Here is a 24,759-nt window from a genome sequence, read left to right as displayed (position 1 = left end):
CCCTCTCTTCCTGGCCCGCGACCGGTCTACATACGCCCAGGTACGGCGTTATCACGTGCGAAATGCCCCTCCCGGCGCTATCATGAAAAGGTTTTCCCGCTCCCCCGCGGGCCTTCCTTCCCCCATGAGCGCGCAGCGCGCCGCGGAGTAGTCCATGGATCAGATCGACGACATCCTCCACCAGGATCTCGACCCCACCGAAACCCGGGAATGGGTCGAATCGCTCAATGCGGTCATCAACCATGACGGCACCGAGCGTGCACACTTCCTTCTGGAGCGCATGGTCGATTCGACTCGTCGTGCGGGCGGCTACCTGCCGTTCGACCCGACCACCGAATACGTCAACACCATTCCGGCGCACATGGAAGCGCGCAGCCCGGGCGATGCCGCCATCGAATGGCGCATCCGCTCGCTGATCCGCTGGAACGCACTGGCCATGGTCGTGCGCACCAATCGCCGGCCGGGTGATCTTGGCGGCCACATTTCCAGCTTTGCCTCGTCGGCCACGCTGTATGACGTGGGCTTCAACCATTTCTGGCGCGCTCCCAGTGCCGAGCATCCGGGCGACCTGATTTTTCATCAGGGCCATTCCAGCCCCGGCGTGTATGCCCGTTCGTTCCTGGAAGGTCGCTTCAGCGAATCTGACATGGACCTCTTCCGCCGCGAAGTGGAAGGCAAGGGCAGGGGCCTGTCGTCGTACCCGCATCCGTGGCTGATGCCCGACTACTGGCAGGTTCCGACGGTCTCGATGGGTCTGGGCCCGATCCAGGCCATCTACCAGGCACAGTTCTGGAAGTACCTCGAACACCGTGGCCTCATTCCGAAGTCCGATCGCAAGATCTGGTGCTTCCTGGGCGACGGCGAAACGGACGAGCCGGAGTCGCTCGGTGCGATCTCGCTGGCCGGCCGTGAAGGTCTGGACAACCTGATCTTCGTCATCAACTGCAACCTCCAGCGCCTCGACGGCCCGGTGCGTGGCAACGGCAAGATCATCCAGGAACTGGAAGGCGTGTTCCGTGGCGCTGGCTGGAACGCCATCAAGGTGGTCTGGGGCAGCTACTGGGATCCGCTGCTTGCACGTGACACGACGGGCAAGCTGCGTCAGCTGATGATGGAAACCGTCGACGGCGAGTACCAGGCCTGCAAGGCTTTTGGTGGCGCCTACACGCGCGAGCATTTCTTCGGCAAGTATCCGGAAACCGCTGCGCTGGTCGCCAACATGTCCGACGACGACATCTGGCGCCTCAACCGTGGTGGTCACGATCCGCACAAGGTGTATGCCGCGTACCACGCTGCCGTCAACACGAAGGGCATGCCGACGGTGGTCCTCGCCAAGACGGTGAAGGGCTACGGCATGGGTCGCGCGGGTGAGTCGCAGAACCCGGCGCACCAGCAGAAGAAGATGGATACCGATTCGATCCGCGCTTTCCGCGATCGTTTCAACATCCCGGTGCCCGACGACAAGCTGGAAGAAGTGCCGTTCTACCATCCGGGCAAGGACTCCGAGGAAGTGCAGTACCTGCTTGATCGTCGCAGCAAGCTCGGCGGCTTCCTCCCGCAGCGTCGCCGCAAGGCCGACCAGCAGTTCGTTGCACCGTCGCTGGAAGCATTCGAGCAGATCACCAAGGGCTCGGGCGATCGCGAGATCAGCACGACCATGGCGCTGGTCCGCGGCATGAACCTCATGCTGCGCGACAAGGAACTCGGTCCCCGCGTTGTGCCCATCGTGGCCGACGAAGCCCGCACGTTCGGTATGGAAGGCATGTTCCGTCAGATCGGCATCTACGCGCCGTTCGGTCAGAAGTACCGTCCGCAGGATTCGGACCAGCTGCTTTACTACCGCGAAGACCAGAAGGGTCAGGTGTTGCAGCAGGGCATCAGCGAAGCCGGTGGCATGGGCGCGTGGATGGCTGCCGCATCCAGCTACAGCATCAGCAACGTGGCGATGCTGCCGTTCTTCATCTACTACTCGATGTTCGGCTTCCAGCGCATCGGCGATCTTTGCTGGGCAGCGGGCGACATGCGCGCGCGCGGCTTCCTGATCGGCGGCACGTCGGGTCGCACCACGCTGAACGGTGAAGGCCTGCAGCACGAAGACGGCCATTCGCACCTGTTCTCCGGCACCATCCCGAACGTGAAGTCGTACGATCCGACCTTCTCGTACGAAGTGGCAGTGATCCTGCAGGACGGCACGCGCCGCATGATGCAGGAACAGGAAGATGTCTATTACTACCTCACGGTGATGAACGAGAACTACGTTCACCCCGACCTGCCCAAGGGCAGCGAGGAAGGCATCATCAAGGGCATGTACCTGTTCAAGGATGGCGGCAAGGCGAAGAAGAACGAGCCGCGCGTGCAGCTGCTGGGTTCGGGCGCCATCCTGCGTGAAGTCATCGCTGCGGCGGAACTGCTGGAGAAGGACTTCGGTGTCAGCTCCGACATCTGGTCGTGCCCGAGCTTCATCGAACTGCGTCGCGATGGTTTCGACGCAGAACGCTGGAACCGCCTGCATCCGGAAGCCGAGCAGCGCGTGCCCTACGTCACCAGCCTGCTGCAGGACCGTCAGGGTCCGGCCATCGCCTCCACCGACTACGTCCGCGAGTTTGCCGATCAGATCCGCGCGTTCATGCCCCATGGCATGCACTACACGGTGCTGGGTACGGACGGCTACGGGCGCAGCGATACGCGTGAAGCACTGCGTGACTTCTTTGAAGTCGACCGCCACTGGATTGTGGTTGCCGCGCTGTCGGCTCTGGTCAAGGAAGGCAAGGTCAACGCGAAGGACGTCAGCCGCGCGATCAAGCAGTACAAGCTTGATCCGGAAACGCCGAATCCGATTACGCGTTAATTTGCGAATCGAAAGGTAACGATAAAGGCCGGCCAGTCCGGCCTTTATCGTGTCTGCACGGCGACTCTGCTATTTCTGTCCGCAGATTCCAGGATGATGGTGGCCGCAATGCGTCTTATCGGTATGGCCCTGTGCACACTGCTGGCCGGTTGCGCCAGTACAGGCAGCGAGCATGGCTCGCGTACGCGACAGATTTACGTGGCAGCAAGCAGGGCACCCTGCACGGCGGGCGTGGCGAAGACCGAGTGTCTTCAGGTACGCGAAGAGCCGTCCAAACCGTGGGAGCTGTCGTATATACCCATCGACAACTTCGACTATCAGCCAGGTAACGAGTACCTGTTGAAAATTACCGAGGTGCGCGTGGCGCATCCGCCAGCAGACAGCGTGTCACTGCGCTGGCGCGTTGAGAAAATCGTGGAGCAGCATCCGGTTCCGTGAACAAAAACGACTGCGGGAGCGAGCAGGCTCGCTCCCGCATCTCAGCTTGAGCCGACTCAGTCGTCGTTGCTGCGCAGTGCGTGGCGGATCAGCAGGAACGTGCCGATGGCAGCCGCGGCTATGCCGATTGTCGTTGCCGGATGGCGGCGCACCTGCTTGCGCAGGCGACGATACTGATAAGTGGCTTCGTCTGCGAAATCTTCTGCCATGTAGCGTGCACGCTGGCCGCTGCCGTTGCTCTTCTTGGCGAGCTTCGCACTGATGCGGCGGGTGCTATCATAAAGATCGCTGGCGGTGCCGGTGGCTTCGTCAGCGTAGTGACGCACGCGGCCCGAGACGCCATTGACGGCGCTTTCCACCTGTCGTGCAAATTCCCGGTCTCTGCTCATCGGATGGCTCCCTCGTTTGACATGTTTGAGCAACGACTGTGCGTTTGCCACCGTGATTGCCATGTAAACAGGGGAGCTGCCGGTTGAGCAGTCGTTCAGCGTCTGGGCCTGGGGGCGAAGTCGTAGTCGCCGCCGCGCTCCAGCGCAGCCTGATATGCAGGGCGTTCGTGGATGCGGGAGAGAAAGGCGGTCAGGTGCGGCCGGCTTTCATCCAGGCCGCCACGGCTGGCAGCCGCTTCCAGGGGGAAACTCATCTGGACGTCGGCTGCCGTGAATTCATTGCCTGCGAACCAGCCGGTTTTGCTGATTTCGCCTTCGAGGTAGTCCAGATGCAGCTTGAGCTGGGGATCGACGAAGGCTTTCTGCGCACCCTTGGCGAGCATGCGTGCCACCGGCCTGGCAAAGAACGGCACAGGCGCCGATTCCATCCGTATGAACACCAGTTTCAGCAGCAATGGCGGCATCGCCGAGCCTTCGGCGTAGTGCAGGAAATAGGTATAGCGCAGCCGCTCGGGCGTATCGGCGGCCGGAATCAGTCGCCCCTGGCCGTAGCGGCCAACGAGGTATTCCACGATGGCGCCGGATTCGGCGATGGTGACCTCGCCATCGGTGATGACAGGTGATTTGCCCAGTGGATGAACGGCACGAAGCTCCTTGGGCGCAAGCATCGTGTTCGGATCGCGCTGATAGCGCTTGATCTCATAGGGCAGGCCCAGTTCTTCCAGAAGCCACAGCACACGCTGCGAGCGCGAATTGTTCAGGTGGTGAACGACGATCATCACGGTGCCCCTTCAGTGGAAGTATGAAGCGTACCAGTGACTCGTAGACATCGCGTCGACGCGCGGGGAGTAGTTTCAAGCCTCCACACGTCAGCCGTCGTCGAAGGTGATCCCATGGGTAGTCACGCGCCACAGGTATATTCAGACCCGGCGTCCATCCAGCGGCTTGAGGCCCGGGTGGACGATCTGGCGGACAACGCCAAAGTCACCATCGTGGAGACGGACGGGACGCGGACGACCGGCATCGTCACCGTGCTTCCCACGGTGCAGACTTTCCGCGACGCGGACGGCAAAGAGGGGGTCAACGGCGTGGTGAAGCTCACCGACCCCACGCGTCCCGGCTGGCAAGTCACGCTGTGGCTGGATCGGATCGAGCAGGTGATTCACCTGGACTCGGTCGCGCGCGGCACATCCCAGACCTGATGTACCGCGCGCGCGGTTCTTACGAAGTGAGGCTGTCTTTCAGCTTTTTGGACTGCTCGGGGAACGCCTTGCCGTCCGACGCCACTACGGCGTCCACTACTTTGCGCGCCTCGTTGTCGCGGTGCAGGGCGCGCAGCGCCTTGACCCGTGCTGTGGCCACGGCGAAGCGATTGGCGCCATAGGCTTTCGATGCGGCCTTCTCCAGATAGGGCAGCGCTTCGTCCGGCTTGCCGGCATCGGTGAGGCTGCGACCGTAGCGGTACGGATAGACGTAGTCGTCCGGGTACGCTGCGATCAGATCCTTCTGCAATGCATTCAGCGCGTCCGTGTCCTTCGCCCGTACGTAGTAAGCACGCAGGTTGTCCGCCAGGTTGCGGTCGGAGCCGAGGTTGCTGCCAAGCTTCTCGCGGGTGAGGTCAATGGCCTTTCTGAGCACGGCTTCCTCAGCCGCCTTGTCACCCAGCGCAGCGTCGAGGTCTGCGGCGGTGATGACAGCACTGCGCTGATCCGCACAGGCAGGGGAGGCGGTGAACACCTGGGTTGCCAGGTAGTTGTCCATGGGCGCCTTCTGCGGCGTGAGCATGGGGGTGCCGGTTTCCGGGTGGAAGTGGCCGCTGGCCTCGATCAGGTCGTCAAGCACATAGGGACGGTCGCAGCCGATGTTGCCAGCAAGCGATTTGGTCGCCGCCTCGGCGATGCCGCGATAGTTTTTTGCCGCCTTGGCCTGCAACAGCAGAAGGCGCTGCTTGGCCAGTGCCACGCGCTTGTCCTGGTCGGACACATTGCGCACGGTGGCAGGCAGGCTCGCGAACCAGGCCATGCCTTCGTCGCCCTGATAGCGCGACTGGTAGGTATCCAGCACGGCCGCCGTGGCGGCGAGGGAGCCCTTCGCGGAATCGGCCTTGAGCTTGTCCAGGCGCGCGTCGCCGGCAAGGATCGTGTTGATCTCGGGATAGAACTTGTCGCGCGGGCGCTCGGCCAGAATGCGGCCCAGTTCGTCACCGTTGTCGCCAATGACCACATAGCTGGGAAGGAACTGGACGCGCAGCTTCTTCATCCAGGCCTGGCCGTCGGGTGTGTCGGCATCGGCTTCAACAAAGACGACCTTGCTGTTCAGCGCTGTCCATTCCGGGCCATTGAGCACGTGGCTGGCCATGTAATAGCAGGAGTAACACCACACCGCCTGGAAATCTATGAGGACCGGTTTATGGTCCTTCCTTGCCTGAGCCAGCGCGGCGTCGATGGTGGCCGGACCCTCATGGGTCGCGGCAAAGGCGGGCGCGGCCAGCGCAAGCAGACTGGCTGCAACAAGACGGTGCATGGTGTTCCCCTCCCGGCGGTATAGACGGCCAGACTAGCACGCACCTGAGCGAAAACGGCAAGTGCCGCCGTCGGTCAGATCGTGTTGCTGGCGCCCTCTGCCGGCTCGGGGTGGGAGACCAGTCCCTGGCGTTTGCGCAGCGACGGAAACCACCACATCCACAGCCCAACCACCACCAGCGTACCGATACCGCCGATCAGTGTGGCATTCACGGCGCCGAGCGCAGCGGCCAGCATGCCCGACTCGAACTCGCCAAGCTGGTTGGACGTATTGATGAAAATGGCATTGACCGCACTGACGCGTCCGCGCATGTCATCGGGCGTTTCCAATTGCACCAGCGCGCCCCGGATCACTACGCTCACCATGTCGCACGCGCCCAGCGCGAACAGCGAGGCCATGGACATCCACAGGGTCTTCGACAGGGCGAATACCAGCGTGGCGACGCCGAAGCCGGCGACCGATGCAAACATGATCGGTCCCACCCGCCGGGTGAGACTGTTGCGGGCCAGCCACACCGACATCAGCAGTGCACCCACCGCCGGCGACGCGCGCAGCAGGCCGAGACCCCACGGCCCTGTATGCAGGATGTCGCGCGCAAAGATGGGAAGCAGGGCCGTTGCACCGCCAAGCAGTACAGCGAAGAGGTCCAGCGAAATCACGCCTAGCACGGCAGGGCGATGGCGAATGAAATGGACGCCTGCGAACAGCGTGCGCAACGTGGGTGGCTCGCGCCTTGCGGGCGGATGATCGTATTCCAGACGCGTCATCAGCAGCACGGCGATAAGAAACAGCAGTGCGGAAACGCCATAGACCATCGCTGGCCCAGCCACATACAGGAAGCCGCCCAGTGCAGGTCCCATGATCATCGCGGCCTGTCCGGCGGATGCATTGGCCGCCATCGCCCGTGGAAGAATGCTCGCCGGCACGAGGGCGGGAAGCATCGACTGCATGGCAGGAAATTCAAATGCCTTCGCCACGCCGATGACGAATATCAGCGAAAGGATGATCACTTCATCCAGCCGCCCCATCACGCTGGCGACGGCAAGTGACGCGATGGCGATCCATTCGATGATCTGGCAGAGCACCACGATGCGCCGACGCTCGAACTGATCCGCGACGTGGCCTGCCGGCAGTGCGAGCAGCACCGAGGGCACAAACTGCGCCAGGCCAATGAGGCCGAGATCGAGTGCGCGATGGGTGATCTCGTAAATCTGCCAGCCAACCGCCACCGACATCATCTGGAAGCCGAAACTGGAAGCGTTCTTCGCAAACCAGAACTGGACGAAGGCGCGGTGCGCGAACAGCGGGGCATCGCCCCGGGTGCTGGTAGACATGGGTACGTTCCGAAATCGACGCGCCATTGTACGGCCGATGTGCCCGCGCGCCAGCGCAAGTTGCCAGCGCAGGTCCGTGCGGTCCAAAGTAGCGGCCTGAACATCCATTCCAAGGAATCCCGCATGCCCGCCATTTCCCGTTCCCTGCTTGCCATGACCCTCGGCGGCTTCGCGCTCGCAGGATGTTCAAAGCAGCCGGATGCGGCCCCGCCTGCGGCGGCACAGGCGCCGGAAGCCGACGCGTCGGCGCGGAAGCTGGCGGCGTATCAGGAGATGGTGAAGATTCACAGCGATCAAGTGGCGATCCAGTTGGGCCAGGAAATCGTGTCGACGTATCCGGGGACCGAGGCCGCCAACGAGGTCAACAAGACCTTGCCGGGCATCGAAGCGTCATGGAAGGAAGCATCCACCAAAGCGCGCCTTTCCAATCTGTGGCAGTACCAGGTGGCGCCGATGCAGGGCGGCACGCAAAGCACGGCCACCATTTACTCTAGCGAGCCGCGTGGTGACGACAAGGTGCGTCTGGTGCTTCGCCGCCATACCGATTGGGGACAGAACGTGTTCCTGTACGGTAGCGGCAAGGGCTTCCAGTGCTCTGGTGACTGCACGCTTCCCGCCACGTTTGATGGAAAGTCGCATCCGCTGAAAGCATTCTCGCCACCTACGGGCGAGCCTGCCCTGATCTTTCGCAATGATCCGGCGTTCATCACGGCGCTACAGAAGGCCAAACGCATCACGATCGACGTCGTGACGAAAACGCGCGGCAAGCAGACGCTGGTGTACGAAGTGGGTGGCTACGATCCGCAGAAGTGGGCGCCGTTGCCTGCGAAGAAGAAAAAATGATCGCGGGCCTGGTCGCGGTCATGCCGCGACCAGGCAGTTGCATCAATGCAGGAACAGCTTCTCGGTGATGCGCGTCAGCGGCCATTCCAGTGCGGTATGCACTTTGGGCGGAAGGTCCAGCGGCTTGAGCAGCATCTTCACGGTCATTTCCGCGGGCAGATGGCGCTTCAGCAGGCCTTCCGCACGGCTGATGACCCGGCGGAATTCTGCGTCGTCAGTCGCCTTGTCCGGATAGCGGATGTTGAAGACGTGGCGTAGCGCAATGTCGCTGTCTTCATTCTTGATTTCGCGCACGCGCTTGAACAGCGCGCGGAATACCTTGAACCGGCTGATCTTCTCGCGATCACGGTAAATGCGGAAGTGCTGGTAGAAGTGCTTGTAGTGACGCACTTCGTCGCTCTTGATGTAGTTGGTGAGCTGACGCAACACCGGTTCATCTGTCACGTCGTTGAGCGCGCGGTAGAGGCTGGCGGTGCCGGTTTCCACCACGCAGCGCGCGGCAAGCTCCAGGCCGCGGCTGTCTTCCAGCTCTTCGGCCGTGCACACCGCGCCATATTCGGCAAAAAAGTTGCGAAAGCCGGTGTCCCAGTCGAACTCCGGCCACACGTGGCGCACATAGGCGGCCAGCGCGCGCCCATGCTGGAGTTCTTCATGTTCCCAGTGGTCGCGCAGCCACCCCTGCAATTCGTCGTCGCCCGCGAAGTGATCCACGAGATTGTGCGTATACAGGTCCGATCCGCTTTCGACGAATGACGAGCTGCAAAGCAGGAGGAACAGGTCTTCATTCTGTCGGACGCGGTCGACCTCAATGCGGTTGAGATCGAGGCTTTCGAGCGTCCAGGGTAACGTTGCGGGGTAGCTCACTCGGTTTGTTCCTCACCATGCTCGGCGTTGGTCCCCCCGGGGGCCAGTGACCGAATTGTGACAAACCGTACAGCCGGTGGCTACGTGTCGAAGAGGTCTGTGCCGCTACCATACGGGTTTGCGTCAACCCCAAAGGAACGTCCCCATGATCCCCACCCGTAGTTACGCGGCTTCCCAAGCCCACGCGCCGCTCGCCCCGTATGCCTTTGAGCGCCGCGATCCCCGTGCCGATGACGTCGTGATCGACATCCTTTATTGCGGCGTCTGCCACTCCGATCTTCACCAGATTCGTGACGAATGGGGCCGGGGCGAGTTCCCGATGGTGCCGGGCCACGAGATTATCGGCCGAGTGCGCGCCACCGGTTCAGGTGTGACAAAGTTTCGTGAAGGCGATCTGGTCGGCGTCGGTTGCATGGTCGATTCGTGTCGTACCTGCTCCAGCTGCAACGAAGGCCTTGAACAGTTCTGCGAGAAGGGATTCGTGGGAACTTACGGGGCAAAGGATCGCCACGATGGCAGCGTGACCCAGGGTGGTTACTCCAACAACATCGTGGTCAGCCAGGAGTTCGTGCTCAGCATTTCCGACAAGCTTGATGCCGCGGCCGCTGCTCCCCTGCTTTGCGCCGGCATCACCACCTATTCGCCACTGCGCCACTGGAAGGTAGGCAAGGGCAGCAAGGTGGGCGTCATCGGCCTGGGCGGTCTTGGCCACATGGCGCTGAAGTTTGCTCACGCATTCGGCGCACACGTGGTGCAGTTCACCACGTCGGAGTCCAAGCGCGCTGACGCGATGCGTCTGGGTGCCAATGAAGTGGTTCTTTCCAACGATGCCGAGGCGATGAAAGCGCACGCTGGCACGTTCGACTTCATTCTCGACACCGTATCGGCCCCGCACGATCTGAACGTCTATCTGGGCATGCTCAAGCGTGAAGGTGCGATGGTTCTGGTGGGTCTGCCCGACACGCCGCCCACCGTGAGCGGCGCACCGCTGATCTTCGGCCGTCGCTCGCTGGCCGGCTCACTGATCGGCGGCATCGCCGAGACGCAGGAAATGCTCGATTTCTGCGCCGAACACGGCATTGTTTGCGACATTGAGAAAATCGCCATCGCAGACATCAACGAGGCTTACGAGCGCATGCTGCGCAGCGACGTGAAATATCGCTTCGTCATCGACATGGCCACGCTGGAAGGCTGAGCCGCGTTATCGAACGACCGTGACAGGAACGTGCGCCTTCGCCAGTACATCGGTTGATACCGAGCCGAGCAGCCAGCGGGCGAGGGCGCCACGATCTGTATGGCCGATGACGATGTGGTCGATGCCATTTTGCGTGACCTGGGTGAGCAGGGCGTCACCAGGGCTGCCGTGCACGATGTCCAGGTCCACCAGTAAGGCGGCGTCGGGCTCTATGCTGGTCAGTTCGGCCATCAGTTCGCGGACCCGCTTCTCGCTGGTGTCGCTCATCATGAGGGTGGCGACGTCGGGACCGCCCTCGGCGATCTGAATGACGGAAACCACGCGCACCCGGGCGCCCGCGCAGCGCGCCAGCTCCAGGGCGAAATGGAACGCGCGGCGGGCGGTGTCCGAGCCGTCGTAGCCCACAAGGATATTTTTCGGCATGGATGGCGCTTCCTTTGAAATGTGCCTGTTGAGCCGATAGTAGGCGCAGTCCGGGCACGGGTGCGAACCGGGCAGGATGTGACGGGAAATCCACGAAACCTTGCCGATCCTGAACAGGCTTTTGCGGCCTGCAGGTTTCTTCACATTCGTGAGTAGACAATCCCCTCCCACAACTTCCTGCCACTTTCAACGGAGAAACGAAATGATCAAGCGCATGACGGGTTTGGCTGTACTGGCTCTCGCAGTAGCCGGCGTTTTCTCCGCACAGCCCGCCAAGGCGGATGATGCGGCACTGAAATGCCATATGGACTTCAACCTGAAGGGCTGGTCGGCCATCTACAAGAAGGCAGACGGCGCCGGTAAGGTCCGTTGCGAGAACGGACAGACCGCGAACATCAAGATTGAAGTCCGGGGCGGTGGCCTCACCGCAGGCAAGTGGCAGATCAACGATGGCAAGGGCGACATCACCAACGTGAAGAGCATCAACGATGTCTTCGGTGACTACGTCGCGGCCAATGCCGATGCGGGCGTGGTCAAGAGCGCAGGCTCCAGCGTCATGACCAAGGGCACCGTCTCGCTGGCCATCACCGGTACGGGCGAAGGCGTGAACCTCGGTGTCGACGTGGGTAAGTTCACGATCACCCGTGTGAAGTAATTTCTGCCCTGACGGCGGAATGGGAAAGGGGTGCCTCATTCGGCGCCCCTTTCTTTTATGTCATGGGGTGCGGCCCTGCGGGACGGTAAGGCTTGACGCTACACTTCGTGTCCGCGTTCCCACACCTGCGAGGTTTCCCCATGCGTCGACTCATCGCTTTCCTGGCATTTGCCTTCGTTGCTGTTTCCGCCTGGGCCGCTGAGCCCGCCGTCGGTCAGCAGGCGCCCGACTTCCGCCTGCAGGACCAGAAGGGCGAGTGGCACACGCTCGACACTCACAAGGGACAGTGGCTCGTCGTCTATTTCTATCCGAAAGATTTTACGCCCGGCTGCACGACCGAGGTCTGCACCTTCCGTGACGACATCGCCAGGCTGCACAAGGCCGGCGCCACGGTGCTGGGTGTGAGCCTCGACGATGTGAAGTCGCATGCCGAATTCGCCGAGAAGTACCACGTCCCCTTCCCGTTGCTGTCCGATGCCGACGGCTCGGTGGCGCAGAAGTACGACGTGCTGACCAGCAAGCTGGGCATGAAGTACGCACGCCGCGAAACTTTCCTTATCGACCCGGCTGGCAAGATCGTGAAGATCTACAAGGACGTGGACCCGGAGAAGAATTCCGCGCAGGTCCTTGCTGACCTGGCCTCCCTGAAGGCGGCGAACGCCTGATGGTTCTTGCCGCAAACAAGGCTCAGAAGCGCGCCCGGCCGTTCGCGGCCTGGCGCATGGTCACCTGGCTGGTCATGTTGCTGGCAGGCGTTGGCTTCATCCTCAACGTGCGCTCCGTGATGATGGTAGGCAACATGATGGAAGGCCTGGCCAACGTGCCGGGCACGCCCGATCCGCGGGTGGCGCTGGCCTGGGCGGTGGGGTATGCCGTCTTTGCGTTCATCGTGATCGTCATGTGCCTGGCCGCGCTGCGCTGGCGGCCATGGGCGCGCAACGGCATGCGCGTTGTATCAGCCGTGCTCCTCGTATGGGCAGCCGTCACCGCAGGGCTGGCTTTCAGGCAGTGCTTTGAACTCACAGCGCTCATGACGGGCGGAACGCTTCCGCCTGAGGCCATTGCGGCTGTGGGTTATGCGCGGGCGATCATTCTGACCAGCGGCATCCTCAAGGCGATCTCGGTACCGTTGCTCGGCTGGTTGATCTGGCAGCTGGGCCGCGCGCCAGTGCGTGCGCAATTTGAGATGACGTCGGGCTGAGGATTCAGCGCCCGTTGGCGATGCGCCCGCTATCGAAGGACTTTGCTCCGGAGTTTCCATGAAGCCACGTCGGGTACTTGCTGTCGCCCTCGCGCTGGCCGCGTTTCACGCCAGCGCCGAAGATCTCTCCGCCGTTTGCCACGTGGCCAGTACGTACGATGTCACCATCAACAATGCCAACGTGGTGTTCGACCGGGGGGTGAATGCACCTCGCCAGGTCATCATGCGCGATGGCTCGCTCACCACGGACGGTGCCCGGGTCACCTTGCGTCCGGACGAAGAAGATCGCGTCGCGCTGTTTGAACGGCAGTTGCGCGATTTGCTGCCCCGCGTGCGGGCGCTGGCCTCCGATGGCATCGGGTTGGCCGCACAGGCGGTACGCCGCGAGGCAGCTACCGCCGCTCCGGACGCCGTGGCCAGCGGCGAGCTGGATCGGGTGCTGAACGCCCGGGTGGCCGAGATTCGTCAGCGCATCGCCGTAAGTCATAGCAGCAGGGACTGGCAGGAGGCGGCCATGCGCGAGTACGCCAATCAGATCGTGTCCGATATTGCGCCGATCCTCACTCAGGATGTGGGCAATCAGGCCATGAACCTTGCCATGACGGGCGACCTGAACGGCGCTGCCGCGCTTCGCGACCGGGTAGGTTCGCTGACGAGCGGGCAGGATCGCATCGTCGCTCAGCTTGAAAGCCAGTTGCGACCACGCGTGCAGGCGCTTTGCCCAAGCGTCCGCCAGCTTGCCGAACTGCAGTCGGGCATTCGGGATAGTCGCGGTCAGCCTTTGCAGTTGATCGAAACCGATACCGGTCAATGACCGTTGGCTGACCGGCGGCCGCTCCGTTTAGCAGCCGCTAAGTCCGAAAGGACTAACGTTTGGTCCATGGAACGGTCTTCGATTCGCGTACTCAATGCTTTGATTCGCCGGGTAATCGGGGATCGCGACCTGTATCAACAGGCAGCCCGCGGTGTCCGTGAGCCTGGCCTCCGCGTCATTCTTGAAGAATCGGCCGATGCGTTAACCGGAATCGCGGCAGATTTGCAGCGCGAAGTAGGCGCAGCCGGCGGTCGGGCGGCGCAGGCGGCCAACGCAGGCGTCAGTGGCGTCCGTCGCACGGTGATGGAGGCGTCGGTTCGTCTGTCCAGCGACCCTGACATGTCGTACGTGCGCTCGCTGGAGCACATGGAGCGCCGCCTGCTCGGCGCCTTCCTGAAGCTGGAAGCCACATCGGCGGATCGGGCGCTTGTTTCCCGCCATATTGCCCGTCTTCGCCTGCTGCACCTGGACATGACCAGCGTAGGCCGGGCGGCGGGCCCCTGAATCAGGCGTTGGCGCGATAGCTGCGCAGCGTGTGGTGCAGATCCGGGTCACTCAGCACGTTGACCCGACGCCTGGACGACAGGCTTTCCCAATCGGCAAAAAAGTTGGCGAATGCGATGGCGTCGCACGGACACTGCCGCACGCCGATCTGGGCTTCACCCCGAAAGATGCCCCAGGCGCCGCCGACGTCGGTGACGTGATAATCAATGGATGAGTTGAGCACGACGCCTCCTTGAGGCCAGGGGCGCGGACGGAAGTGCGCGCAGGCCACCAAGGATCAAGGGCTCGGTCGATCAAAAAAATAAGATAAATCTTAAAAATCGGACGAATTTTCCTGATATCGGCGTCCCATTCAGTCGAGCATTGAGTCGGCGAAATCGCTCAGGTCCGTCAGATGTCGACTTAGCACCTCGTCAAATGCGGCGAGACGTTCCCAGATATCCGACCCTTCGTTCAGCCGGAGTGCGTGCTCCAGGAACTCCGCCTCGTCGGCGGCTGCGGACTTGCCGAACACGCGCATCCCGCCCGCCATGCGGTGCAGCCAGTCTGCCGCCGCGGCGCTGTCTCTGTTCTTTATGAGACTTGCGAGCGTGGCCAATTCCGTCCGTGCTGTTGAAGCAAAGCGGGACGCCAGCGCTTTCACCACCGCGGCACTTCCGAAAGTGTCGAGCAGCTCTGCCTCGTTCCATGAGAGGGCGGTCGCGGGAGCGGTCATGTCGCTGGAAACGCCGAGAATGGCGCCAAGATCGGCACTGCGAAAGGGCTTGGCCAGGTAGTCGTCCATCCCTGCGTCGTGGCAGCGCTGGCGGGCGCCAGCCAGGGCATTGGCGGTCATGGCCACGATGCGCAGATGCCGGCCCGTGGATGCCTCGTCTTGCCGGATGGCCCTGGCCAGTTCGTAGCCATCCATCTCCGGCATATGACAGTCCGTGACCAGCAGGTCGTAGGAATGCGCGCGATACGCGGCGAGCGCTTCCTCGCCATTGCTGACCACATGGCTCGTATGCCCCAGCTTTTCCAGCTGCGCGGCAACCAGCGCCTGATTGACCGGATTGTCTTCGGCTACCAGCACGTGCAGCGGGCGCGGCATGGCCACGGTCGGTGCAGGCGCGGCAGAAGACGCCCTCTCGGGGATGGCGGCCGTGGCGTTTCCGGCGATGTCGACGTCCAGCAACACCAGGAGGCGCGTTCCCACGTCTGGCTGGCTTTCCATGCGAATGCTGCCGCCCAGCAGCTCCACCAGCTGCCGGGAGATGGCGAGGCCAAGCCCGCTTCCGCCGTAACGTCGCGTTGTGGATGATTCGGCCTGGCTGAAGGGCTCAAACAGCCGTCGGGCCTGCTCAGGGGTGACGCCGATGCCTGTGTCGCTGACGACAAGCGACAGGCTCTGCCGCGAGTTGTAAGTGGCCGTGACTGTCAGTTCAACGCGGACGCTGCCGCTTGCAGTGAACTTGAGTGCATTGCTGACAAGATTCAACAGGACCTGCCGCACACGCACACCGTCTGTAAGAACCCGTGGTGCGAGCGCGTCGTCCACGGTGGTTTCAAATTGCAGGCCTTTGCTTTGCGCCTGACCTGCCATCAGGTCGTGAACACCTGTCAGCAGCGCCCGCAAATCCACGGGCGTACGCTCGATGGACAGGCGCCCGGCTTCAATGCGCGACACATCCAGCACGTCATCAAGAATCTGCAGCAGCGCCGCCGCCGAGGTTTCCACGGTACCCAGCATGCGTCGCTGCCGGGCATCCAGGGGCGTGTCGCCCATAAGCTCCAGCATGCCGATGACACCGTTCATCGGAGTGCGTATCTCATGGCTCATGGTCGCCAGGAATTCGCTTTTCGCACGCGTGGCGGACTCTGCCAGATCGCGCGCTGCTTCGAGCTGCTCTGCCTGCTGCCGTTCGTGGGTCACATCCACCCAATAGCCCGTGAAATCGACAGCATTGCCTGTACGACTTGGCGTGGCATGCGACGCCACCCAGCGCACCGGGTCGGTGTCGCGGATGCGCATCACTGCCTTGATGGGTGTGATCGTCGTGGCGGCGCGGGCGACCTCAGCCATCAGCAGCGGCTGATCGGCGGGTTCGATGCGGGCGAACGCCAGGCGTTCGTCCTGGATGAACACGTCGGCGGATATTCCAAAAATAGGTACGGGATTTCCGCCTACATACAGGAACTCCAGTCGCCCATCGTCGTAATACCGGCATCGGTACACCACAGCGGGGATGTGCCGGGTGACGTCCGCCAACTGTGCCTCGGTGGCCATGCGCTTGCGTGTTTCACGACGCAGCCGCAGATACGCGTAGGAGATGACCGCGAGCAACGTCAGCACGAGCAGGATCACCGGCATGGTCTTGCGGGCGATGGCAGTCCACGATCCGCCGTACGTGTACTCCGACGAAAGCCACGCGTTGCGAATTTCCCGACTGCGCCGATCCGACATGTGTCGAAGCACGCGATTGATCAGCGGAACAAGCGGCGCGTACTCGTGGCGAACGCCAACGGTATACACGGCAATTTCGCCCGTGGGTGCAGCGAATTTCAGACGCCCGGGATAGTCGCGCCGCATGATGTATTCGCTGGTGGCGATATCACCGATGAACGCATCCGCCCGTCCATCAGCTACGGCGGCAAGGCCCTGAGCCGTGCTCTGCACTGGTACCAGCGTGGATTGCTGCAATTGCCGTGTTGCTGCGGCAATCGGCGGCTTCATGACGTTGGCAGCAACACGCAGTCCGGCCAGCTCCGCAAGTCCGGACATCGTGGGTCGCCCCTCGCGGGTCACGATCATCACGGGGAACTCAAGATAAGGCGTCGAGAAATCGAAGGGTTGATCAGGTAGATCACCAAAGGGGGATGCGGAAGGCAAAAGATCGATATCGCCGCGCTCGACAAGCCGCCGGGTGACCGCCCAGTCGGGCGTAGGAATAAAGGTGGTTTCGATGCCGAGTGCGCGGGAAATTTCTGCCAGGTAATCCGCACCGATACCCTCGGCTTGTCCCTGGCCGTTGGTCATCGTGATCGGACCTGCTGCCGGATCAATGCCGACGCGTAATGCAGGAAGTCTGGACAGCCACTGGCGTTCCGCATCCGTGAGCGGAACGCCAGTGGGCGCTGTCACATGCGCGGCTTCGCCCCCCACCCAGGGAGCGCGAAGCCGCGCATGATCCTGTGCGGAAAGCGTGGCGGAGGCCCGGTCCAGCGCCGACAGCAGAGGCGCGCGATCCTTGTCGCGCGGTACAGCGAACGCCAGTGTTGAAATGGGCAACGCAGCAACGGGGCCGATTTGCAGCTGATCCTCAAGATGTTCGGCAGCGATGGCTGCCCGCGCTGCGTCGGGGTCGTCTACGGTGGCGTCAGCCCTGGATGAGGCCACCATGCGAAGCGCTTCGGCTCCTGTTGCCGCCTCTACGATATTCACGTCCGGTACGTAGCGTGAAATCGTTTCCGCCTCTGCATAGCCTCTCTGTGTGGCTACTGTTCGACCTTTCAGGTCGCTGAAATGTGTCACCGTGGTATCGGATCGTCGTGTAATGACGACGGGCATCTGCTCGAAGTAAGGCTGTCCAAACAGCAGATAGGCTGCTCGATCGGGAGTCGGTGTGACATTCATCAACACGTCGATTTGACCCGCGCGCGCGGCACGCAACGCGTCACTCCATGTGGGATAGACCTTGAAGCGCACTTCGATGCCGAGTCTTCGTGCAAGTTCTCTAAGATAATTCGGAGCGACACCTTCCATATGGCCGGCTCGCTCCATCTCGAAGGGTGCGAAACCTTCGGCGTAGCTTCCCGCTTCGATGACTGGATGTTGGGCGAGCCACGCCTTTTCGTCCGGGCGCAGGTCTGCCACGGTCGCATTTGCTGCCGATGCAACACAAAGAAGGACGATGACGAAGATGTATTTCAATAAAGACATGACGGCCCTTCGACCACGAGCGAAGGTTGCTGTAATCTCGGGGATCATCGTACGACGAATTACACGTACTCATGGAGAGTAGCGGCCACAATCCGGTCGGGCGAGGGAAAGAATGGCTCTGCGAGTAATCATTGCTGACGACCATCCGGTCGTACTCATGGGCACCCGGGCTGCGCTCGAGGTTTCCGGTGATTTCGAGGTGGTCGGTGAGGCCGCCAACGGCGATCAATTGGTCGACATGCTGGCCAACCGCCCCTGCGATATCCTGGTTACCGACTTCTCAATGCCTGGCAGCACGCATAGCGATGGACTGTCATTGATTGACCTCGTTCGCCGACGCTTTCCCAGGCTGCCTATCGTCGTGCTCACCATGGTCAACAACATGGCTGTGCTTCAGGCGATGCGTCAGCGCGGCGCTCAGGGGCTTTGTGACAAGCGCTCGCCATTGAAGGAAGTGCCTGTTGCCGTGCGTCACGTGGCCATGGGACGGATATATACCAGTGAGTCCATTCGTGCCCAGTTTGAGGTGCATGGCGTGCGGCCCGCGTCCGAAGAAGAAACCCGGCTTTCCGCCCGGGAAATCGAAGTGGTGCGTCTGTATGTAGGCGGCATGTCGATTACCCAGATCGCTGAGCGGTTGAGTCGCAGTGTCAAAACCGTCAGTCGTCAGAAGCGCGATGCCATGCGCAAGCTTGGTGTGGATCACGACAGTCGGCTTTCCGAATATGCACGTGAACGGGGTATTGCATCATGACCACCATCGCTCCGCAGGAACGCGTCGGCGAACGTTTCTCCGCGGCTTCCATGCTGGCCGCACGCGATGGAAGCTGGCGCGTACTTCAGGACATCGCGTCGTCCATTCGTCCTGGCATGCGCGAAGAAGAGGCGCGTCAGCTGGCCACTGACATCATTGCGTCGTCAGATGCCGAACGCATATGGCATCCGAGCATCGTGCGTTTTGGCGCGAATACTCTCAAGACATTCCGTGAGCGTTCGGAGCCTGACACCGTGCTGGGCGAGAACGACATCTTCTTCGTTGATCTTGGCCTGGTGTTCGAAGGGCACGAGGGCGATGTCGGCGACACGTTCACGACAGGAAGTGACCCGGTAGCGCTTGCCTGTGCCGCCGCAGCACGCCACATCTTCGACCAGGTCGCAGCAGAGTGGCGGGAACGTGGCACGACGGGGCAGGCACTTTATGACGTGGCCTCACAGCGGGCGGCGGACATGGGCTGGGTTTTGAACCACGAGACGAAGGGTCACCGGGTCGGCGATTTCCCCCACGCCATCTGGCGAGCAGGCGACCTGGGAGACTTTTCGTCCTCGCCCACGGGAGGTCTGTGGATTCTGGAAATCCAGATTGCCCATCCGTCATTGCCGGTAGGTGCATTCTTCGAGGATATCCTCGTTCGATGACATTCCCTGCCGAAAGTCATGGGTGACTTAACGCTCATGTGGGAATGAAGCAATCGGCTTAAACCTATATGCACGCTGGCGCATCTCACCCAGCGATATCATTGGGGAGTTTTGCCATGCACCGTTCACTTATTGCCTGCACTATCGCTGCCGTGATTGTGGCTGCGGCGGCACCTGTTACCGCCCGTACCATCAATATCAGCACCAGCAAGTGCTCGTACGACTACAGCACACCTTTCGACGTGGACGTGGCCCGCGATGGCATCACGTTCCATCAGGAAGACGGCACGCCTCGAAAGGTGTTCATCCATGACGGCGCGCTGCGCGTGGATGGTCGTGATGTAAGCGTTTCCGCGGCCGACGCCGAGGCTCTGCGCAAGTATGAGGACGGCGTACGTCAGCTGATGCCCATTGCTGCAAGCATTGCGCATGAGGCTCTGGACCTTGGCTTCGCTGCGATGACTACGGTCACCACGAGTTTTGCCGTGGGCGACGAACGCACTCATGTGCTGGACAAGCTCAACCGCAAACATGCCGAAGCATTGCGTGAGGTGGATGCCACGCTGGGGCAGGGGCATTGGCAGGCAAAGCGCGCGAAGAATCTTATAGAAGATTCGGTGGGCGATACCGTCGGGGAACTCGTCGGCACGGTCACCGCCAATGCCGTAAGTGCCGCCCTCAGTGGCGACAGCACAAAGATGGCTGCACTTCAGGAACGCGCCGACTCTCTGGACAAGTCGCTCAACCGGGCAATGGATGTGCGCTCCAAACGCCTGGATGCCGACACCGACAATGTTTGTCCGCGGCTGAATGATCTGGCGGCGTTGCAGAAGAGCTGGCACATCAAGCTGAGCGATGGTTCCGGCTTGCAGTTGATGACCATCCGGCCGAAGACTGAGAACGACAAGAGTCAATCGCGCGTGGCTTCGGAATGAGCCAATGGCCAGATCGCCACTCGTACGAGGTTCGATTCGGCGTATATCACGTGGCAAGGAAGCCGGATACTAGCCATTCGATGTAAGTAAAAGCACCACTTTCCCCCAAATCTTCCGTGCTAGCCTGCTCCCGCCGTCATTTTGGCGGTGATCGGGGCGTGCTGGCCCGATATCCGGGTCGCGCTCGTCTCTCACGTAATCAACGGAGAGCCGTCATGAGCATGAGCAGGCGTTTTGCCGCTGAATTGTTCGGCACGTTCTGGTTGGTTTTTGGAGGATGCGGTAGCGCCGTGCTGGCTGCGGCTTTTCCCGAACTGGGTATTGGCTTTGCGGGCGTCGCACTGGCATTCGGCTTGACGGTCGTCACCATGGCCTACGCCGTGGGTCACATTTCCGGTGGCCATTTCAATCCCGCCATCACGCTGGGCCTTTGGGCGGGTGGTCGGTTCCCGGTACGGGACGTGATTCCCTATATGGTCGCCCAGGTCGTCGGAGGGATTCTCGCTGGCGCCGTGCTGTATGCCATTGCCAGTGGAAAGGTGGGGTTCGATGCCACCGCGTCGGGCTTCGCATCCAACGGTTATGGCGAGCATTCTCCGGGCGGCTATTCGCTTTACGCCTCTGCCGTCGCCGAACTCGTACTGACCGCGTTTTTTCTCATCGTGGTTCATGGCGCAACGGATGCCCGGGCGCCGGCGGGATTCGGCCCGCTGGCTATCGGCCTGTGCCTCACCCTGATCCACCTCATCTGTATACCTGTCACCAACACGTCGGTGAATCCGGCGCGCAGCACGGGCGTGGCCCTCTTTCAGGGGACCTGGGCCCTTCATCAGCTGTGGCTGTTCTGGCTGGTCCCGCTCGTGGGCGGTATCGTCGGTGGGCTGATCTACCGGTATCTGCTGGAAGACCGCAGCCCCGTCGTTCTTCGATGACTTGCGTTGCGGGCGCGGCACCTCGTTGATCGGGGTGCCGCGCCTTCGGTTCTCAACGTGCGGCGGGTGCCGTCAGTCGCTTGAGATGGTCAGTGGCGTGCTGGTTACCCGGGTTGATCTCAAGTGACCGCTTGTAGTTGGCAATGGCAAGCGGCGCGTTGCCTGACGACTCGTAGCTCTCGGCAAGGCTGTCGTAGGCATTCCAGCTGGTCGGATAGACGGCGACGTTGTAGGCGAACAGCGCCTGCGCTTCGGCGGTGTGCTTGTCGTTCATAAGCCGGTATGCCCACCGATTGATGTAGGCCTCTTGCAGATTAAGCTCGGGATGGGACTGCTTCACCTTCTGAACCGTTGCTGCCACATCCCGAAACGCATTGGCGCTGAGCGCCTGCTCAAGCGCGATTTGCGCGGGCGGCGGCCCCATGATTTCCAGGACCGCCGTGTTGGCGAGGTCAGCCAGCTGCCCCTGTGTTGCACCCGGGCGATTGGCCAGCAGCACGATGCCGTAATTCTTGCCGGGCATCATCTCGATGTAGCTTGAGTAGCCGAAAGCCCCGCCAGAGGATCGCAGTGTCTGGCTGCCATCAATCGTTGTGGTCACGATCCAGTTGAAAGCGACAGCCGCGTCGTCCGGATTGCCCCATGCCGGCTTTTGGCTCAGGTCGACGGCAGCATTTCCCCTGGCGAGTTCGCCTTTCAGGAACTGTGCCATGTCAGCCGAGCTGTAGCGCAGGCCGCCAGCGGGAAGAATCAGGGAGCCCGTCATCGCGGGCATCCGGACGTGGTTGGCATCAAGGCCAGGAACCAATTGGTCCTCACGCGCCGCCGTCCCCGTCTTCATGCCAAATGGCTTTTCTACATATTGGGCGAGCAGAGCGGGGTAGGGTTTGCCGTAAACCTTTTCCAGGATGATCCCCACAAGTTCGGCGGCTACGTTGGAATGCCGGGGCGTTTGCCCGGGCTTCCCAATGAGCTTCGCCGTTTTGAGGGCTTCCAGAAGGCCAGCCTTCGTTTGCGTCTGCAACGAGGCGCTGATCAGTAAGGGCGCCTTATCCGGGCCAGCGTTGCCAACAACGGAGGCGAAATCGGGCAGATTGTCAGGTAGTGCGGAGGTGGTAGTCACCAGATCCCGTATGGTGACGGGGGTGCCTTCCCACTGCAGATTCGGATAAGACCCAGGCAGATACTGGCGGATGTCGTCATCCAGGCGGATCTTCCCCTCCAGAACGGCGTGAGCAAGGATCAGCGAAGAAAGTGTCTTGGTGATCGAGGCAATCTCATAGACAGAGTCTTTTGTGGGCGCCGCCGCGCTGCCCTGGCCAGTCTGGCCAAAGTTGTAAAACCGCGCCTGTCCATTCATGACCACGGCGATGGAAACCGCATCGGCCTTTCCATCCTTTACAAACGCCGTCCCCAATCGCTGAAACACCGCGTCGGCTTTCCCGACACTTTCGGGAGACGGTGTGCTGGCGCCAGCCGTCCCCGACATGATTGCAAGGCTTAAGGCCAGGCCAATGATGAGCAGCGCGGGTCGTTTCATGAGATGTCCAGGCAGGTTGATGTCAGTGACTGATGCGTGCGGCGCCCATTAGGTTGCAGGGGATAGCTCTTATCCGGTGCATGGCTGACGTTTTCAGGGGCAACCTGTTTGCTCGCCGACCGCCTCGGAAGGTGGCCAGAGGAATGAACGACCGCTTCTTGCGTCAGCCTGTGGCTACAATGACCGACTGGCATTCATGCGAGCGGGCCAGCGGAAGCAATAGTTGGCACATCTGTTGGTATTTTCTTCATTAGCTGACAGAATGATTTTGTAAAATCAGTAGCTTAGGCGTTTTTATGCTCTTGATGATCGACAACTACGACAGCTTTACCTTCAATCTCGTGCAGTACCTGGGCGAGTTGGGGCAGGAAGTGAAGGTCGTTCGTAATGACGCGCTGACGGTCGCGGACATCCGCGCGCTGGCGCCTGCCCGGATCATGATTTCGCCCGGGCCGGGCACGCCGGATGATGCGGGTGTGTCGATCAACATCCTGAAAGAGCTTGCGGGCGAGATTCCGATTTTCGGCGTCTGCCTCGGGCATCAGGCGATTGGGCAGGTCTTCGGCGGCAAGGTCATCCGCGCCCGCGAAATCATGCACGGCAAAACCTCGCCGGTGCGTCATCGTGGCCAGGGTGTATTCGCCGGGTTGCCTGATCCCTTTGAGGCCACGCGCTACCATTCGCTGGTAGTGGAAAAGACTTCCGTGCCTGACTGTCTGGAGGTCACGGCCTGGACCGAGCGCGACGACGGCTCCATCGACGAAATCATGGGCCTGCGCCACCGCACGCTACCCATCGAGGGTGTGCAGTTCCACCCCGAGTCGATCCTCACCCAGCATGGTCACGACCTGCTGCGCAATTTTTTGGGTCAGCCGCTGCCGATGGCGGCGTAATCCCGGGTGCCACGCATGACGATTACTCCTTCCGAGGCGCTCCAGCGCACCATTGAACACCGCGAGATCTTCCACGACGAGATGATCGAGCTGATGCGGCAGATCATGCGTGGAGATGTCAGCCCGCTGATGACGGCTGCGATCATGACCGGCCTTCGCGTAAAGAAGGAAACGGTAGGAGAAATCACAGGCGCCGCCCGCGTGATGCGTGAGCTGGCCGCCACCGTGACGACTGCGCCGCATCCGCATTTCGTGGATATCGTGGGCACCGGCGGCGATGGCGCCTCCACCTTCAATATCTCGACCGCTTCCATGTTCGTGGCCGCCGCGGCGGGTGCTCGTGTGGCCAAGCACGGTGGGCGCAGTGTGTCGTCGAAGTCGGGCAGCGCCGACGTGCTGGAGGCGCTTGGTGCCCGGATCGACCTGACGCCGGAGCAGGTCTCCCTGTGCATGGAGCAAACCGACATCGGCTTCATGTTTGCCCCCAACCATCATCCCGCCATGAAGGTGGTGTCGCCCGTGCGGCGTGAGATGGGAGTGCGTACTCTGTTCAACATCCTGGGTCCCCTCACGAATCCGGCGGGCGCGCCCAACATTCTGATGGGTGTGTTTCATCCGGATCTGGTGGGTATTCAGGTTCGTGCCCTGCAGGCGCTGGGTGCAAGGCATGCATTGGTCGTCTGGGGCCGTGATGGCATGGACGAGATTTCCCTGGGCGCGGCCACCCTGGTGGGCGAGTTGCGTGATGGGGAAGTGCGCGAATACGAAGTGGAGCCAGAGGACTTCGGGCTGGCCATGGCGTCCAGCCGGAATCTTCGGGTGGAGAATGCCGAGGAGTCGAAGGCCATGCTGATCGAGGCTATCTCTGGCGTTCCCGGGGTGCCCCACGACATCGTCTGCCTGAATGCCGGCGCCGCCCTCTACGCAGCGAATGTCAGCGCATCTATTGCCGAAGGCATCGCGCTGGCAAGACAGACCATTGCCAGCGGCGCCGCTCGTGTAAAAATGGACGCGTTCGTGGCGGCCACTCAGCGCCTCGGCGCTTGAAGTCGTAGACGGGCCGGATGCCCTATCCGCCTCGCATACCGAAGGA

25 protein-coding genes are annotated in these 24,759 nt (G+C 61.7%); 16 read left to right on the top strand and 9 right to left on the bottom strand.

All coding sequences use genetic code 11. From position 1 onward, the window contains the following. The first annotated feature begins 154 nt into the window (after positions 1–154). A complete protein-coding gene (gene aceE, locus FHW69_RS12360) occupies positions 155–2,848 on the top strand; it encodes a pyruvate dehydrogenase (acetyl-transferring), homodimeric type (protein WP_183423377.1) in 2,694 nt (897 codons plus the stop codon). A gap of 108 nt (positions 2,849–2,956) precedes the next feature. Then, the gene (locus FHW69_RS12355) at positions 2,957–3,286 is read left to right on the top strand and encodes a DUF4377 domain-containing protein (RefSeq protein WP_221195523.1); all 330 of its coding nucleotides are present in this window, start codon (positions 2,957–2,959) and stop codon (positions 3,284–3,286) included. Positions 3,287–3,342: 56 nt separating this feature from the next. On the opposite strand, the gene FHW69_RS12350 is transcribed toward FHW69_RS12355, so the two are convergent. Further along, positions 3,343–3,675: a hypothetical protein gene (locus tag FHW69_RS12350; protein ID WP_183423375.1), complete on the bottom strand. Its 333-nt coding sequence runs from the start codon at positions 3,673–3,675 to the stop codon at positions 3,343–3,345. A 95-nt stretch (positions 3,676–3,770) separates the two neighbouring features. Continuing rightward, positions 3,771–4,454: a glutathione S-transferase gene (locus FHW69_RS12345; protein WP_183423374.1), complete on the bottom strand. Its 684-nt coding sequence runs from the start codon at positions 4,452–4,454 to the stop codon at positions 3,771–3,773. Positions 4,455–4,568: 114 nt separating this feature from the next. On the opposite strand from FHW69_RS12345, the gene FHW69_RS12340 reads away from it, so the two are divergent. Beyond that, positions 4,569–4,877: a DUF3247 family protein gene (locus FHW69_RS12340; RefSeq protein WP_183423373.1), complete on the top strand. Its 309-nt coding sequence runs from the start codon at positions 4,569–4,571 to the stop codon at positions 4,875–4,877. Between the two features lie 19 nt (positions 4,878–4,896). Here FHW69_RS12340 and FHW69_RS12335 read toward each other — a convergent pair whose 3' ends face one another. Both FHW69_RS12335 and FHW69_RS12330 read right to left on the bottom strand, forming a co-directional pair. Further along, a complete protein-coding gene (locus FHW69_RS12335; protein WP_183423372.1) occupies positions 4,897–6,198 on the bottom strand; it encodes a thioredoxin family protein in 1,302 nt (433 codons plus the stop codon). A 74-nt stretch (positions 6,199–6,272) separates the two neighbouring features. Continuing rightward, complete coding sequence (locus FHW69_RS12330; protein ID WP_183423371.1) at positions 6,273–7,532, bottom strand: MFS transporter; 1,260 nt, start codon at positions 7,530–7,532, stop codon at positions 6,273–6,275. 123 nt (positions 7,533–7,655) lie between these two features. Between FHW69_RS12330 and FHW69_RS12325 the strand changes: the two genes are divergently transcribed. Continuing rightward, positions 7,656–8,375 (top strand): hypothetical protein, encoded by a 720-nt coding sequence (locus FHW69_RS12325; RefSeq protein WP_183423370.1) that lies wholly within the window; start codon positions 7,656–7,658, stop codon positions 8,373–8,375. A gap of 42 nt (positions 8,376–8,417) precedes the next feature. On the opposite strand, the gene FHW69_RS12320 is transcribed toward FHW69_RS12325, so the two are convergent. Further along, a complete protein-coding gene (locus tag FHW69_RS12320) occupies positions 8,418–9,239 on the bottom strand; it encodes a ferritin-like domain-containing protein (RefSeq protein ID WP_183423369.1) in 822 nt (273 codons plus the stop codon). A gap of 145 nt (positions 9,240–9,384) precedes the next feature. On the opposite strand from FHW69_RS12320, the gene FHW69_RS12315 reads away from it, so the two are divergent. Beyond that, complete coding sequence (locus tag FHW69_RS12315; RefSeq protein ID WP_183423368.1) at positions 9,385–10,434, top strand: NAD(P)-dependent alcohol dehydrogenase; 1,050 nt, start codon at positions 9,385–9,387, stop codon at positions 10,432–10,434. A 6-nt stretch (positions 10,435–10,440) separates the two neighbouring features. Here FHW69_RS12315 and FHW69_RS12310 read toward each other — a convergent pair whose 3' ends face one another. Further along, complete coding sequence (locus tag FHW69_RS12310; RefSeq protein WP_183423367.1) at positions 10,441–10,857, bottom strand: universal stress protein; 417 nt, start codon at positions 10,855–10,857, stop codon at positions 10,441–10,443. Between the two features lie 202 nt (positions 10,858–11,059). Between FHW69_RS12310 and FHW69_RS12305 the strand changes: the two genes are divergently transcribed. The 5 genes from FHW69_RS12305 (at position 11,060) to FHW69_RS12285 (ending at position 14,031) form a co-directional block, all read left to right on the top strand. Then, on the top strand, positions 11,060–11,512 hold the full coding sequence (locus FHW69_RS12305) for a hypothetical protein (RefSeq protein WP_183423366.1): 453 nt from the start codon (positions 11,060–11,062) through the stop codon (positions 11,510–11,512). 140 nt (positions 11,513–11,652) lie between these two features. Beyond that, complete coding sequence (locus FHW69_RS12300) at positions 11,653–12,177, top strand: peroxiredoxin (protein ID WP_183423365.1); 525 nt, start codon at positions 11,653–11,655, stop codon at positions 12,175–12,177. After that, a complete protein-coding gene (locus FHW69_RS12295; protein WP_183423364.1) occupies positions 12,177–12,713 on the top strand; it encodes a hypothetical protein in 537 nt (178 codons plus the stop codon). Before FHW69_RS12300 ends, FHW69_RS12295 begins: the two co-directional genes overlap by 1 nt. Before the next feature lie 58 nt (positions 12,714–12,771). Then, positions 12,772–13,527 (top strand): DUF2884 family protein, encoded by a 756-nt coding sequence (locus FHW69_RS12290; RefSeq protein ID WP_183423363.1) that lies wholly within the window; start codon positions 12,772–12,774, stop codon positions 13,525–13,527. Between the two features lie 66 nt (positions 13,528–13,593). Continuing rightward, positions 13,594–14,031 (top strand): PA2169 family four-helix-bundle protein, encoded by a 438-nt coding sequence (locus tag FHW69_RS12285; protein WP_183423362.1) that lies wholly within the window; start codon positions 13,594–13,596, stop codon positions 14,029–14,031. A gap of 1 nt (position 14,032) precedes the next feature. Here FHW69_RS12285 and FHW69_RS12280 read toward each other — a convergent pair whose 3' ends face one another. Together FHW69_RS12280 and FHW69_RS12275 are read right to left on the bottom strand one after the other, a co-directional pair. Continuing rightward, positions 14,033–14,254 carry a hypothetical protein gene (locus FHW69_RS12280; RefSeq protein WP_183423361.1) on the bottom strand — a complete coding sequence of 74 codons (222 nt, stop codon included), beginning with the start codon at positions 14,252–14,254 and terminating at the stop codon, positions 14,033–14,035. A gap of 129 nt (positions 14,255–14,383) precedes the next feature. Then, complete coding sequence (locus tag FHW69_RS12275) at positions 14,384–17,950, bottom strand: transporter substrate-binding domain-containing protein (RefSeq protein ID WP_183423360.1); 3,567 nt, start codon at positions 17,948–17,950, stop codon at positions 14,384–14,386. A gap of 112 nt (positions 17,951–18,062) precedes the next feature. Here FHW69_RS12275 and FHW69_RS12270 point away from each other — a divergent pair, with 112 nt between their 5' ends. From FHW69_RS12270 to aqpZ, 4 genes are all read left to right on the top strand, one after another. After that, entirely contained in the window at positions 18,063–18,704 is a 642-nt protein-coding gene (locus FHW69_RS12270; RefSeq protein ID WP_255494778.1) for a response regulator, read from the top strand. Next, on the top strand, positions 18,701–19,366 hold the full coding sequence (locus tag FHW69_RS12265; protein WP_183423359.1) for a M24 family metallopeptidase: 666 nt from the start codon (positions 18,701–18,703) through the stop codon (positions 19,364–19,366). Before FHW69_RS12270 ends, FHW69_RS12265 begins: the two co-directional genes overlap by 4 nt. Before the next feature lie 116 nt (positions 19,367–19,482). After that, entirely contained in the window at positions 19,483–20,301 is an 819-nt protein-coding gene (locus FHW69_RS12260) for a DUF2884 family protein (RefSeq protein ID WP_183423358.1), read from the top strand. A gap of 215 nt (positions 20,302–20,516) precedes the next feature. Continuing rightward, positions 20,517–21,233 carry an aquaporin Z gene (gene aqpZ / locus FHW69_RS12255; RefSeq protein WP_221195522.1) on the top strand — a complete coding sequence of 239 codons (717 nt, stop codon included), beginning with the start codon at positions 20,517–20,519 and terminating at the stop codon, positions 21,231–21,233. A 52-nt stretch (positions 21,234–21,285) separates the two neighbouring features. Here aqpZ and FHW69_RS12250 read toward each other — a convergent pair whose 3' ends face one another. Then, positions 21,286–22,773 (bottom strand): serine hydrolase domain-containing protein, encoded by a 1,488-nt coding sequence (locus tag FHW69_RS12250; RefSeq protein ID WP_183423357.1) that lies wholly within the window; start codon positions 22,771–22,773, stop codon positions 21,286–21,288. A gap of 296 nt (positions 22,774–23,069) precedes the next feature. Between FHW69_RS12250 and FHW69_RS12245 the strand changes: the two genes are divergently transcribed. Together FHW69_RS12245 and trpD are read left to right on the top strand one after the other, a co-directional pair. Then, entirely contained in the window at positions 23,070–23,666 is a 597-nt protein-coding gene (locus FHW69_RS12245; RefSeq protein WP_183423356.1) for an aminodeoxychorismate/anthranilate synthase component II, read from the top strand. A 15-nt stretch (positions 23,667–23,681) separates the two neighbouring features. Beyond that, the gene (gene trpD / locus FHW69_RS12240) at positions 23,682–24,713 is read left to right on the top strand and encodes an anthranilate phosphoribosyltransferase (RefSeq protein WP_183423355.1); all 1,032 of its coding nucleotides are present in this window, start codon (positions 23,682–23,684) and stop codon (positions 24,711–24,713) included. Positions 24,714–24,759 lie beyond the last annotated feature (46 nt).

This window comes from Luteibacter sp. Sphag1AF, assembly GCF_014192715.1.
Taxonomy (GTDB): Bacteria; Pseudomonadota; Gammaproteobacteria; order Xanthomonadales; family Rhodanobacteraceae; genus Luteibacter.
Note: the sequence above shows the minus strand (reverse complement) of the source record. Positions and strands in the feature narration are given on the sequence as shown.